This is a genomic window from Mucilaginibacter corticis, from assembly GCF_007558865.1.
GTDB classification, from domain to species: Bacteria; Bacteroidota; Bacteroidia; order Sphingobacteriales; family Sphingobacteriaceae; genus Mucilaginibacter; species Mucilaginibacter corticis.
The window spans coordinates 53487-66098 of sequence record NZ_VLPK01000006.1 but is presented as its reverse complement, the minus strand read 5'-3'; the positions used below and the strand labels follow the sequence as shown (position 1 = coordinate 66098).

Below are 12612 nucleotides of genomic sequence, written 5' to 3'. Positions count from 1 at the left end.
TTACTGGCCGGTCTGACGATCCGGCAAGGTGAACCAAAAAGACGAGCCCTTGCCGATCATGCTGTCCACGCCGGTCTGCCCGCTATGACGCCGGATGATCTCCGCCGAGATGTATAAGCCGAGACCCACCGGAGGTTTGCGTTAAAGCCAGGCAGTGACCTTGGTTAATAAGTTTTCAGGAAATTTTATAAATAATTTCAGCGGCGTTAAAGCGCCGCTTTTACCCGGCTGACATCCGGGCCGTCGCCGCGCCCTTCATAGAAGGACATATCTTCATCGGCGCCGACCAGGCGCCAAACCTGGCCACCAGGGGCCTGGAAGTATAAATGCGGGTCGGGTATATCCAGCTTCCGTACGCCGGCAGTCAAAATTTTTGTGGTCATGGTTGGCACATCGCCGGTTTTCAATTCCAGCCACAGGAACCGCGCTTTGCGGCCGATCTCGCTTTCGTCCGGTACGTCGTCGTACAGGAATGCAATAAAAAAGTCGTCGCCCAGCCGGATCAAATCGCGCTCCGGGTCATCGCTGCGGAGTTCACCGCCCAGGGTTTCGAGGTAGAATTTACGGATGTTACCGCGTTCACTGCGCTGGACCACCACAGAAGCGTGGTTGCTAATGCTCACTTTTTTCATATCATTTACTGTTTTAAGAAAATTATCACTGATAATGCTGCGCCAGCCTTCACTGACCTGCGCGTAACATTCTTTGGCAGGTGTCAGGCCCTCATGGGTAAAACGGAGCTGACCGGGCGATAGCTCAAAGACCAGCCGCGTGCCGGTCCATTCGGCGGGATCTTTCAGCCAGCTTAAATTACTTTCGATCACTTCAAAGACCAGGTATTTACCGGGAACCAGCTCGGTGACCTGTTGTTTCGAATAGTGAGTACCCGGGTGCCTGATCGTAAAGACATCATATAAAGCGCTACTCTTGCCTTCCAGGTCCTCAAAACCCCACCATTTTTTGACGTTTAGCAAGGCCTCGAATACGTGTTCTGGTGCCGCGCTTATTGTAATAGTCACGCTGACGCTGTCACTATGTAATAACTTGTTCAGGTTCCCCTTGACAACAAGGTCACAAAGCCCTGCCAACCGATCTTGTTCATGTTCCATCACTTCGCCGTCATAGGTAAAAGTCAGCCGGGTGCCGCGTCCCTGGGGTTCCAACTCGAAGATCATTTGCGTCCCCGTCCAGCTAAAGTAGTCGGTTTTTCGGATGCTGTCCGTCACCAGCCAGGCCAGCTTTTTAGCCGGAACAAACTGGGTTACTTTGTTTTTGGAATAATGATCTTCGCCTGACCGGAAGATAAATTCATCATCCAGGCGGATCGATGACCCTTCCATCGCTTCAGGCCAATAGTCTTCGACCTGATGGATCAGCACATCAAAAACAGCTTCCGGTATCCGGGGCACCGCGACCGTGGTGGTATAGACTGTGTTCATCGCTGCTTAAAATCTCCTTTCCCGGTTGTTAGATAAGAAAATAAACTGTTCCTGATCCAGTGGGTCCAGCCCGGCTGGCAATCTTTGTAGCACTCGGATTCCGGCGTTATTCCCTCGTGCGTAAAGCTGATCTCCGTTTCACTGCCACTTTCGTCCAAGTCGAAAATCATGAGGGTGCCGCTCCATTCGGTTTTATCTTCGTACCACGGCATAAAACAATCACCCACCGACCAAACCACTCTTTTGCCGGGTATCAGTTCGGTAATGGCGCAATTAAAATAGGCTTCCTGGCCCATCCTGATCACAAATTGATCGTCGAGTTTTTCGGTAGGGCCTTCAATGGTGACTCCCCACCAGGCGGGTACCTGGCAGATCTTTTCCAGCGCTGCTGCAGCGTGGAGCGGTACGGTTATACTGGTGCTAAAGTTTTCTTCCATCCTGCAAAGATGGACGGTTGCCAGACGTGGGTATTGTACAAATCGGAAGTCAGGCGCGGAAAGCCTGGCTGCCGAGTTCGTTCAGGCTGCGTTGCAATTCGGTGGGCGTCGCCCCAGTAAAACGTTTGAAAGCCCGCAGGAAATGAGACTGGTCGTGGTAATGCCGGTACATTTCATCCTTGAGATTCCCGCTGATAAACGCTTCGTAGCAGGGTCCAAAGCGAGTGATCGCCGCCAGGTTCTTGGGATTCGTGCCTAAGCGTTCCGCGAACTTGACATTCAGCCAACGAGCGCTATATCCGGTTTCTTTTTCCAGTTGGGAGATGCTCACGACGCCTTGGGTAGCCGTGATTCGTTGGGTGCAATAGTCGAAAATTGGGTCGCTGCTTGTCGCTGCTAACCTGCTTAACAAAAATTCCTGCAAGAGCTGCACTTTAGCCGCTAACGTACCGGCTTCGGCCATGCGCCAGCGCAGCCCGGTGACTGCCTGGCCCGCCAGGTCTTCCAGTGGCAGGATCTGATTCTTGAGATCCGCATAACCCAGCCGGAAAAAACGGTAAGCACCCAGCGGCTTGAATTCCACGCCAATGGTGCCCGTCTGCGCATCCGTCTGCGCGTCCAGGCGCACGGGTTCATCGATCAGGCCGGAAAGGGTGAGTTGGTATTCAGGCATGACGAAGCTTTGTCCAGCGATGTTTGTGCCGATACCGTTGCGGTAAGCAAATGCCATTTTAAAATTGCCGTTGGGTACGATCAGTTTTACTTCCCTCTCGGGCATCCGCCCTTCACTCTCGAATACCCACAGTTTTGCCAGGAATGGCTGTAGTAGCGGATGCGGCAGGAGCGATATAAAGTGGAATTTCGGCATTGCTGGTTATTTGTAAATTAACTCATTTGCCGTCTCGGCCGTTTCCTTGGCATGGTATTTCAAAGCCGGCCTCTTATCAAAAGGGCGTACGCTCATCTCCACGAAACCATAGCCCAAACTAAACCCTGCCGCTTTGTCTTTCACAATATTCAAAGCTACTACGCTCCCGTGCATACTGAACACATCCAGCAAAGTGGTCTCCGTCATCTCCCGCGGAAAACCCACTACGAATAATTTTGAGGTCATAGGGCAAATATAAACAGGGACCGTGAAAAAATAAACCAGTAACACGATAAGTTTAGCAGGGATCCCTTGCCACACTTATTCCTTAAACCCTGCCATGATGATCCCCCTTACCGCGTGCGGAAGGCGACAATCGCACCGATGCTGCACCAACAGTATCACCTGTTTGCTCCGAAGCCCGCGGCCATCCCGGGTTGACCGGCGGTTTGATATTCTCCGTCGCCATTTGTCCCGGGCTGGCCAATGCCGTGCCTGAAGTGACGATAAAGGGGCGGCCCGAACCTGCCAATACAGCGCCAATGGTTTGAATGGCTATCTTGTCTACTTCGCAGACTTCCGCGAAACGGGTAAAATCATGAATAAAACCGGCATGGATCACGCCTTCTGCCTGTGCGGCGCCGGTCCGCAAACTTTCCTGGTCTTCCAGATCGCCGCGCAGCACTTCTGCGCCTGCATGAATTATCTTTTAGGCCGATGCTTCCGAGCGCGCCAGCCCCGGCGCCTCCTGGCCTGCACTTAATAATTCCTGCACGATGGCAGTTCCGATGAAGCCTGCGGCTCCGTTACCAAATACTTTTATAGGTCTTTTTTTCTAATAAACAAAGATTTAGCAGTTTGTAGTCGATTCGTGTGAACGGTTATGTTTCAACGACCATTTCACCATTTCGGAGATCACCGGCTCCAGGTCCTTTCCGCTTTCGGTCAGGCTATATTCCACATGCGGCGGAATGACCGGCATGGCTTTCCGGTTGATGATGCCGTCAGCTTCCAGTTCCCTTAACGTTTGGATCAGCATCTTCTCTGAGACAGCCGTGATGGCCTTCCTTAATTCGCCATAGCGTTTGGTACCGGAGAACAACTGGCGGATCACCAGCGGTTTCCAGCGGTTGCCCATTTTATAGGCAATGAAAGTGATGGGGCACTGGGTGGTGACGAGCCGTTTATTATATTGATTGGTAGAGCTTTCTTTTACAGCCATGATACATACTATTTGGTAGGTACTTGATACTTCGTAAGTACAAATATACTTTTGTTCCGTAATCAAAACGAAAGAAAAAATGAAAGCAATAACGATGACCGGTAAAGGACAGGTGGCTTTGACCGAAGTTCCAAAACCAGAACAAGTCAGCGCAGGACATCTCCTGATCAAAATGAGTGCGATGGGGATCAACCCCGGCGATAAATTCCTGATCAGCGGGAATGCTCCCGCCGGGATGTTTACGCAAAGTCGGTACGATATTGCCGGTGTATCAGGTGCCGGCCAGGTGACCGCCATCGGTGAAGGAGTGCCCGAAAAGTATTTGGGCAAACTGGTGACCGTTTACCGGTCACTGAGCGACGGCAACATTAGCGGCACCTGGAGCGAATATGCCCACCTGCCTTACCTCCAATGCGCTATCCTGCCGGATGATGCTGATCCGGCTGATCATGCAGGGTCGCTGGTCAATATTATTACCGCGTACGCGGCCATGCAACAATTCTTAAAGGTAGGGCACCAGGGTGTGATCATCACAGCCGGTAATTCAGATACGGGCAAAGCAATGCTGGGTTTCGCCCTTGAGGCCAAGCTGCCGGTACTATCGATCGTCCGGAACGAAAGCAGTAAAGCGGAACTGGAAAAACTGGGGGCAAAGCATATCCTGGTGCAGGGAACCGAACAATTTGCGCAGGAATTAATGACGATAGCGACAGCGTTGAAAACGACCGCGGTATTTGACGGTGTCGGCGGCGAACTGCTTAGTCAGCTGATACCCGTACTGCCCGCCGGCGCGACAGTTTACGCTTATGGTTTCCTGGGCGGCCCGGCCCCGGTATCTTTTCATACCGGTATGCTTACCAAAGGGATCACCATCAAGGGCTTCAGTAACTTCAAAACAGCAACGGTGCAAGACCCCCAGCAATTAGCGCAGGCGCTGGAAGCGATCAGCCAGGTGATCCACCTGTCGTTCTTCAAATTCAACGCGGGAAAACAATTCAGCCTGGAAGAGATCGAAGCGGCTTTATCCTATACTGCTGCCGACGGCAGTAAAGCCGTATTGGTAATCGGATAGCTTAACAAGGCCCACGGGCCATTACTTAAAAGAACGGGGCCGGTAACCCGTTCTTTTAGGCGGACCAGTTATACAATAAAACAGATAAATAACTATCTTTAGGAGCATGCTATATAAATTTCGCGAGCTCTGGGAACAGTACCAGTCTTTTCAGCGACGGCTGGATGTGGGTGCCAAAACCCTGCTGCTGGAAGAAGGCCAGCGTTCTGAGCACTATATCTATATCGAAAAGGGGGCTGTCCGCACTTATTTTAATAATAATGGTGAGGACAAAACGGTGCAGTTCTTTTTCGAGGGTGAAGGATTGATGGCCATTGAAAGTTTTATGAACGATGCGCCGAGTCCCATTGCCATTGAAACCATCGAGCCCTCGGTATTGTACCTTTTGCCTAAGCCGCAGGTGCTGGAAATGGTGGCCCGACTCGGTGCGCAGTTGGTGCCATTGCTGGTGCAGCGCCAGATACATTATATGCACGAATTCGTTTCCTTTATCCGCGACACGCCCGAACAGCGCTATCAACAATTGTTGACCGAACGACCCCAGCTTATCCTTCGCGTACCGCAACATTATATCGCTTCGTACCTTGGGATCAGTAAGGTCCACCTGAGCCGGATCAAAAGCAAACTGGCCAAGGGCAAGCGGCATTTCTGAGCATTTGGTAACATATGTTATCGTCCGCGGACAACATCCGGGCTAAATTTGCAGTATGAAAGCAGCTGTAATATCCACTTCGAATAGCCTTCCCCAAGTGACGGAATGGCCCGTACCCGTCCCATCTAATAACGAACAAATATTGGTCAGCGTAAAAGCTGTCGCCCTTAAACACCTGGACAAAGCCCGCGCTTCCGGCAGCCATTATTCCAGCCAGGCACCGGAAGCGGGCGGCAGGATCGTCGGCGGGGATGGCGTTTGCCTGCTACCGGATGGCCGCCGGGTCTATGCGATGGGTGAAGGGATGATGGCCGAACTGGCCCTGGTCGACCGGGACCGGATCGTACCGGTACCTCAGCAACTGGATGATGAGACTGCGGCGGCATTGCCAAACGCTGTGATCGGCGCAGCAATGGCACTTCTCTTTAAGGCCGACATGCAAACCGGTGATGTGGTACTGATCAACGGTGCCACTGGGTTTACCGGGCGGGTAGCCGTGCAGCTTGCCCGTCACTATGGGGCCAAAAAGGTGATCGCGACCGGCCGGAACGAGACATCGCTCCAGGACTTGCTGGCGCTTGGCGCGGATGAAGTACTGTCGCTCGATCAGGAGGAGGCAATGCTCCAAGAAAATTTGGCTAGATTAAACGCGGAAACGCCTTTTGACGTGGTGCTCGATTACTTATGGGGGCCGAGCGCCGGATTGATACTGGGCTGCCTGCAGGGTAAGGGCGCATTCACCCGTCGCGTGCGTTATGTTTCGGTGGGGGCCATGTCAGGGAAATACATCCAGTTATCCGCCGAGCTCCTGCGCAGCACTAACCTGGCTTTGACCGGCTCCGGACTTGGGGCCTGGACACGCCAGCAGGTGGGTTTATTGTTCAGTGATATCCTGCCGGAAATGTTCGAGCTGGCCGCCCAGGGTAAGATCAGGGTGGAAACCATCCCGGTCAGGCTGGAAGACCTGGCTGGATTATGGTCACTTGACATGCCCGGCGGGCGCCGTCCCGTCATTTTGATCTGAGCCGAGCGAGACACAGAAAAGCTCATTAAACAAGAAATTATGGTTTAATCAAACAATAACCGTATTTAACGAATGAGGTTGCCATTCAGTATAGATGTTAGTTAATTATGATACCAAGTAGTAAAATTTATAAGGGATGAACTTGATAAACCAAACAACAGAACAGATCCTCGATTTGGTTCCCGCATTCTTTTTAGCTAATTATTTTAATACGTGGTCAATGAACATACATAGCAAAATAATGTTGTTAATCATTCTAGAACCTACAGGAATGGAGCAAAAATTACTCAAATTAGAACAAGTATTAATTAGCATAAAAAAACGTCGGGGGGAATTAGAATACAGTCAATACAATATGGCGGAATTTTTAGAAATTACACACACGGATATAGTAAAATGGAATCCGGAGTGAATGAATTATCTGTAGAAAGATTTATCAAATTGCAGGTGTTCTACGTACTACGGTAGCAGAATTATTGAATTGAAGATATATTATTTTGGAACTTAGTAAGTAAGCCCGTTACTCTAATAACTTGATGTCTCCTTGTTCCAATTTCAAAATATTCAAAGTATAAACCTACTAAAGCAAAGAAAACATCATAGGCAATAAATGAGTTACTTGATGAATTTTCCTCCGAAAAAATTATTAAATCGCCTACATTGATAATCGGTTTCCCTTCTGCTGATGAATTATTTAAAGTTAAGTAGGTGAGAGCGTCTTTTTGAAAATGAATCATTCCATAATTATTCGATTGATAAATTTAAAATAAAGCAGAAATATTACAAAATTATTTCCGAAAATCAAACAATTTGTACAGTCTGATATTATAAATACAATTGGTTGGCTTTAGTGGTGCTTTAATCAATCAGTTAATTAAGTTAGGGCTAATCTTTTGATAAGGTTAGCCTTTTTTGTATAACAGATTTAGCCAATAAATTTTAAACATGGTTTCTGAGCAACCATAAAAGTAACCTTCCATAATAATAAGTGAAAAAAAAACCCGGGGGAAATATTCATTAACCAATAAAACAAAATTTAACTAACTTATATTTTATAAATACTTGATTATACAATTAGGGGTAATTCAATTAATCAGTAAGTATGTTAATTGGCTAATCAGAAATGGTTAGCCTTTTTATTTAATTACAATATTCGGAACATTCTGAATAAGCTCACGTTCATTAACTGGTGATTCATAACACCATTGGTTATTGTTGTTTTTAAATGAAGGCTAACTTTGAAATACAGGTTAGTCTTTTTTATTAGTTGATAGCATTAGTTGGGTCATATCGCCAAATCGCTTCAACGGTATGCGTTAAATAATATAAAGCCTCACTTAACACCATATTGATACCAACAATACTATCCTTGTTTTTTAATACGGTTTCCACATCATCTAGTCTAATATTGGTTCTTTATCTGCATAATCAACTTCAAACCTGAAAAACTCAACTTGGTCTTTTAACAGATAGATTACTTCCATTAATCCCCGGGTCTCTGTAGTAAAGTAGAAATTATATACAAATAAAGAATTTCTTGAACGGAAAGGCTTACTTAAAAATTCTTGTACATCTTTCACTGGTGTCATAGCTATAGGTTGTAACAAATGTTACGCCATTTATTAAGTTATGTCCCGGACTATGATTGAAATATCTAATAAATCTTAGCTATCCGGCTTCAAAAAGATGTTTTAAAATATCGTTATTAATAATTTCTTGGCAGGGCTTTGAGTTGTAAATAAATAAACAACTGCCATCGATATTGCATTTTTGAATTTCTTGAATGTTCGCTTTCGGCATCATACTTAGATTGCATAGCCTCACATTCTGCCCAATTTTTATTATAAATTTCTGCAATTTCTGATTTAAAGTTATCTGTAAAAACTGCGGAGTGAAGAGCAGTAGCAAATTTACGTGTAAAAAGCTCTGTAATATCAAAATGCAATTGTTCGTGATGTAAAAGATAATCATCATCCCCATTGTAATGACTCCAACTCATTGAATTTTTAGGGTAAAAATCATTATTTATATCAAAAGTAACAATATACTCACAATCAAGATTTAGTACCTTATATGTGTAATCAATCTGAGAATATGTTGAAGCACTCCAACCAAATCCGAGTTTGCCCTTGAAATCGCTCCAAACCAATGGTCTTTTTTCATCCCATCTAATTACCTCTTGTTGTGCTTTTGTCAAAGTGGGACTGATAATTAAAAATAAAAAAACAACTGGTTTTAATATTTGCATTGATAGTGTACTTAGAATAAGGTCATTCGGCACAACTAAAATACAAATATTTTAGAAACCAATAATTTTTTCATAACACTTGTTTGCTAATAACTTTAGCAATAGCTTTGTGTTATGATTACCGCCGACCAGGCTATGAACGAATATTTAACCCGTGTTTGCGCCTTCTTGAAGCGTGAATTGCCAATTAAGTACTGGAATTTGATTAATGTTGAAAATGATAAAGTTGTCATCAAGCTTAATCAATTAAACTAAACCTTTAATGATGTCTATCTGGAATTACAGGAGTACATTACTGAACGCATATATAAGGTCAGGGAGCGACAATTTGACCTTAACTTTAGTATCTGGTCACCAACGCAGGAAAGAAGTTTTAGCATCTTTAAATAGCCCCGGCGATGATGTTTAACTGGCAGCTAAAGGTATCATTTGAGATTAATGGTAAGCAGCATCAGCTTACCTTTGATAAGATTATTATTAAAGGTAATAGACCTGAGAAGTTTTACCGTGTTCCGGCAAAAAAAGGTAATGTCGACTTGATAAAACACAACAATCAATGGTTGATTACAAACGGCCAGTATCATCTATCTTATGAAATGGTAGATGCGCCCGGTGAGGGTATTGAAAGAGCGGTCAGAAACGAAGAATTAAATTTAGATTAATCGGCTGTGCATGTTGGGTGTAGCCTTTATTACAGGGCAAGCAACGGAGCTGAGTAGGATTTTGCTAAATTTTATACCATATCTGCAAAGAGTTTACGGCAAGGCCGGAGGCGTTGATAAATACGTACTGTTACATTTGATCAAACTCTATAGCGAAAAAATTATCAGGGCTGAGTTTGTAGGCTCGAGAGGAGAATTGCAAGAAATGCTTGATCAAATAAATAATATTAATGTGGGCGACCCGAATGCAATACAAAAAACCCTTCAGCCCGCTATCGATTTGACAGGTATCCGCACATTGGAAGACAGAAGGCGATGGCTATATCTATATGAAGAAATTTGATGGGTATTTTTATAATTTTTAAAGGTTTAGAAAGCACCGCTTGTTTATCAGTAACGCAAAACATTGATAGGTTTTAATCGATTATTCCTGCAGTAAGTGCCACCCAAGTTGCCGTCGGTTTCTTTTTTAATGTAGAGGTGATGCGTACTAAAAGTTCATCATCCCCATTTGCAATCAGCTTAATCTTCCTGCCAATAACCGTCGCCCCCACAAGGGCAAGGTAATCCAGGCTATTTGTGTCATACATGTCCATCGTATCAAAATGGTCCTCATACACATTGTTCTGGAACAGGTCGAAGTAATTGTTGATGATATGATCAATGTCAGCAACGTCTTTTGTTCGTGAAGGTTTATCGCCATAGGCAATCAGCTTTAGCATGACCAAGGCCTCCAAACTGCACACCTTCAGTTTTTGCCCGGATTGCAAGTTTACTTCGGTTACAAAAGGATAGGCCTCTCGAAATCCAGGCATACTAATTACAAACAAAGCTGGGTCCGAAAGGCTGATCTCCCGTTGATCATTCTCGATGTCGCCAAACGGCAACAGGTCGATCTCCAGCGTTGACTTGTAAAATAGTTTAATCGCTTCACTGGGATGAGCCTCAAAATCGCCAGACCTGACCAGTGCGTTTTTCAACGCGAGAAATTGGCTTTCATCCCCAACCTGGATGGCAATGTCAACATCTTTAGTTTTCCGGGTGTTGAGATGGTCACCAAGTTGTATATCCCTGGCGATAGCGCCAACCATGTAAAAGTCGATATTTAACGAAATGAGGATTGGCTCTATTCGGGCCAACATTTCGAGCAAAGCGGGTTCTAATATTTCCGACATATCAGATCAGGTATTGATTTTTAATGCGTTCGGCAGTTTCCTGGTTGCGGCTGTCCATGCTGGTGGCTAGTTCTGCGTATGCCATAATTGGCGGCACAACATTCCGGTGCTCCTGTGCCTGTTGTAAATCGTCAGACCAAAATTGGCTTATTGCTTCGACTTTGCCTTTAGGATCAGGAATAAGCTTTTGGTCTTTCATGAGGTTGGTTTTATCCAGCCTGGTATAGATGGTGAATATCTCTGGCCGGAGGTGAGTCGTTAATATTGCTCCGGCATTTTCGCCGCCCCAGATGATGTGCTTATTATTTATTTTTTGCCAGTCCTCTTTTTCCTGCATCCAGCGAAAACGCCCGATTCGTATTTTCGGTTTAAGAATGCTGCTGTACAACTCTATCCAGCGATTTTCCAGGAGTTGTTCATTGTCTAAAAAGTAAGCGGCATTTTTAGTGGGATCAGCTTGAATTAAAAAGCCTTCTTCTTTCAGTTCTGCTAACAAGGGGCCAACGTTTCCCAATGCGATGCCCGCCGCAGCTGCAACTGTGCGGTAGTTAGCGTTCAAAAGGCCTTTGTCCGCCAAGAGGGCAAATAAGAATTTGAGGCCTGTTGGATTCCAAAGCTTGCCTTCTTTAACCAATCGGGTCTCTGTTACTTTTCTGTCATTGATATAAAAATAGAAGTCTTTAGTTTCGATGTAGCAGTTGCCGGATGCCTCCAGGTAATTGATTCGCCGACCTTTTAACTCACTTTTTATAGTTGAAGGAATGTATTGTGCCAACAACATCCAGTTTGAACTTGTGTCTTTGAACTGCTGTATAATTTGGGGCAATTGAAAGCTGCGAATTTCGTTTTTGACTTCCGCAAAAAAATTCTGCTGCTTATCCTTAAAATTAAGTAGCAAATGAGCATCAGCATTTGTCTTTCTATCTTCTAAGGCAGTAATTTTCAGATCAGCCCCGGTAATCAGCGTAAACGCATTTATTGCTTGATCCAGAATTTCCGTTTCCCTCATGTTCAAAAATTTAAAGCGTTCATGAATCATGAACAATCAAATATAATGAACATAAATTAGATTTACAATTATTAATAGCTTTATATAAATATGTATTATCTGTAGAAATTAAAATAATATCAGGGCAGTGTGTAAAAATCAAACCAATTAAATCCGGACAAATATTTGCTTTCGCTATTCAGCAAGCATAACAGAATTTATTTAGGCGACGAACTCAAGAAAAAACTGGTCAGCAACTAGGTAAGACACCGGCGGCAGCCAGAAATATCATTGAACATTTTGCAGGCAAGGGCCTTGTTAAAAGCTCAAGCCCGGTCTCTTTTGGTCGGGGCACTTTCGCTCATTACGCTTTACATAAAGTGGTCACTTTTGAAGATCTCCTGGGCATTACCCGGACAAGACGGCAACAGCTGTTCCGCCTGCTCAGCGCCATCAAAGCTTGCGGCGGCATCCTTTCCTATTACGAAGCCCTAAAGATCGGCGCCGCGCCGCTGCTTCCGTCCAAAACAAAAACCATCGGACTAGACCGATTGCTTAAAGAACTACAATTCTTCGAGGCTATCAGCATTTCCGCCGACCGGTATGAAGTCAAATATTTGATTGCCGATTATGTGGAGCCAGTGCGAATTGCAGCTTTGAAAGCGTGTCACTACAGCCTGATTGCGGCTAAAGCAAGTGCCAGCCTGTTGGGTGCGCGGGAAATTGAATGGAGTTGGAACGCAGCAATGCGGAGCTGGAAACAGCATGAGATTTAGCCTGCGGCCAGGCGCAACCAACAGGTTGGCTCTTGCTGCGCGGGCGGTT

At 45.5% G+C, this 12612-nt stretch carries 19 protein-coding genes; 6 read left to right on the top strand and 13 right to left on the bottom strand.

The genetic code is table 11. The features are described 5' to 3' along the window. The 7 genes from FO440_RS25150 to FO440_RS22030 form a co-directional block, all read right to left on the bottom strand. Positions 1–129, bottom strand: coding sequence for an ATP-binding protein (locus FO440_RS25150; protein WP_144250485.1), 129 nt, complete (start codon positions 127–129; stop codon positions 1–3). A gap of 77 nt (positions 130–206) precedes the next feature. Then, positions 207–1439, bottom strand: a complete 1233-nt coding sequence (locus FO440_RS22055; RefSeq protein ID WP_144250484.1) for an SRPBCC family protein — start codon at positions 1437–1439, stop codon at positions 207–209. After that, on the bottom strand, positions 1436–1876 hold the full coding sequence (locus tag FO440_RS22050; protein ID WP_144250483.1) for an SRPBCC domain-containing protein: 441 nt from the start codon (positions 1874–1876) through the stop codon (positions 1436–1438). The genes FO440_RS22055 and FO440_RS22050 overlap by 4 nt, the downstream gene beginning before the upstream one ends. Before the next feature lie 49 nt (positions 1877–1925). After that, complete coding sequence (locus tag FO440_RS22045) at positions 1926–2744, bottom strand: helix-turn-helix domain-containing protein (protein WP_144250482.1); 819 nt, start codon at positions 2742–2744, stop codon at positions 1926–1928. A 6-nt stretch (positions 2745–2750) separates the two neighbouring features. After that, positions 2751–2990, bottom strand: coding sequence for an RNA recognition motif domain-containing protein (locus FO440_RS22040; RefSeq protein ID WP_144250481.1), 240 nt, complete (start codon positions 2988–2990; stop codon positions 2751–2753). 82 nt (positions 2991–3072) lie between these two features. Beyond that, positions 3073–3429, bottom strand: coding sequence for a Rossmann-fold NAD(P)-binding domain-containing protein (locus tag FO440_RS22035; protein WP_186292755.1), 357 nt, complete (start codon positions 3427–3429; stop codon positions 3073–3075). Positions 3430–3594: 165 nt separating this feature from the next. Further along, positions 3595–4032: a winged helix-turn-helix transcriptional regulator gene (locus FO440_RS22030; protein WP_246104295.1), complete on the bottom strand. Its 438-nt coding sequence runs from the start codon at positions 4030–4032 to the stop codon at positions 3595–3597. 13 nt (positions 4033–4045) lie between these two features. On the opposite strand from FO440_RS22030, the gene FO440_RS22025 reads away from it, so the two are divergent. From FO440_RS22025 to FO440_RS22015, 3 genes are all read left to right on the top strand, one after another. Beyond that, positions 4046–5038, top strand: a complete 993-nt coding sequence (locus FO440_RS22025) for a zinc-binding dehydrogenase (RefSeq protein ID WP_144250480.1) — start codon at positions 4046–4048, stop codon at positions 5036–5038. 106 nt (positions 5039–5144) lie between these two features. Next, positions 5145–5690 carry a Crp/Fnr family transcriptional regulator gene (locus tag FO440_RS22020; RefSeq protein ID WP_144250479.1) on the top strand — a complete coding sequence of 182 codons (546 nt, stop codon included), beginning with the start codon at positions 5145–5147 and terminating at the stop codon, positions 5688–5690. A gap of 55 nt (positions 5691–5745) precedes the next feature. Beyond that, positions 5746–6714 carry a quinone oxidoreductase family protein gene (locus tag FO440_RS22015; RefSeq protein WP_144250478.1) on the top strand — a complete coding sequence of 323 codons (969 nt, stop codon included), beginning with the start codon at positions 5746–5748 and terminating at the stop codon, positions 6712–6714. Positions 6715–7187: 473 nt separating this feature from the next. On the opposite strand, the gene FO440_RS22010 is transcribed toward FO440_RS22015, so the two are convergent. From FO440_RS22010 to FO440_RS22000, 4 genes are all read right to left on the bottom strand, one after another. Continuing rightward, positions 7188–7451, bottom strand: a complete 264-nt coding sequence (locus FO440_RS22010) for a hypothetical protein (RefSeq protein ID WP_144250477.1) — start codon at positions 7449–7451, stop codon at positions 7188–7190. A gap of 526 nt (positions 7452–7977) precedes the next feature. Further along, positions 7978–8106, bottom strand: coding sequence for a hypothetical protein (locus tag FO440_RS25010; RefSeq protein ID WP_262711508.1), 129 nt, complete (start codon positions 8104–8106; stop codon positions 7978–7980). A gap of 5 nt (positions 8107–8111) precedes the next feature. Next, positions 8112–8303 (bottom strand): hypothetical protein, encoded by a 192-nt coding sequence (locus tag FO440_RS22005; protein WP_144250476.1) that lies wholly within the window; start codon positions 8301–8303, stop codon positions 8112–8114. A gap of 116 nt (positions 8304–8419) precedes the next feature. Continuing rightward, positions 8420–8962 carry a DUF922 domain-containing protein gene (locus FO440_RS22000; protein ID WP_144250475.1) on the bottom strand — a complete coding sequence of 181 codons (543 nt, stop codon included), beginning with the start codon at positions 8960–8962 and terminating at the stop codon, positions 8420–8422. A gap of 398 nt (positions 8963–9360) precedes the next feature. On the opposite strand from FO440_RS22000, the gene FO440_RS21995 reads away from it, so the two are divergent. Further along, on the top strand, positions 9361–9624 hold the full coding sequence (locus tag FO440_RS21995) for a hypothetical protein (RefSeq protein ID WP_144250474.1): 264 nt from the start codon (positions 9361–9363) through the stop codon (positions 9622–9624). 10 nt (positions 9625–9634) lie between these two features. Then, complete coding sequence (locus FO440_RS21990; RefSeq protein WP_144250473.1) at positions 9635–9967, top strand: hypothetical protein; 333 nt, start codon at positions 9635–9637, stop codon at positions 9965–9967. A gap of 73 nt (positions 9968–10040) precedes the next feature. Here the strand turns inward: FO440_RS21990 and FO440_RS21985 are convergent, their stop codons facing one another. Further along, on the bottom strand, positions 10041–10799 hold the full coding sequence (locus FO440_RS21985) for a nucleotidyl transferase AbiEii/AbiGii toxin family protein (protein ID WP_144250472.1): 759 nt from the start codon (positions 10797–10799) through the stop codon (positions 10041–10043). A 1-nt stretch (position 10800) separates the two neighbouring features. Next, the gene (locus FO440_RS21980) at positions 10801–11808 is read right to left on the bottom strand and encodes a type IV toxin-antitoxin system AbiEi family antitoxin (protein ID WP_186292754.1); all 1008 of its coding nucleotides are present in this window, start codon (positions 11806–11808) and stop codon (positions 10801–10803) included. Between the two features lie 359 nt (positions 11809–12167). On the opposite strand from FO440_RS21980, the gene FO440_RS21975 reads away from it, so the two are divergent. Further along, entirely contained in the window at positions 12168–12563 is a 396-nt protein-coding gene (locus FO440_RS21975; RefSeq protein ID WP_144250470.1) for a hypothetical protein, read from the top strand. Positions 12564–12612: the final 49 nt, after the last annotated feature.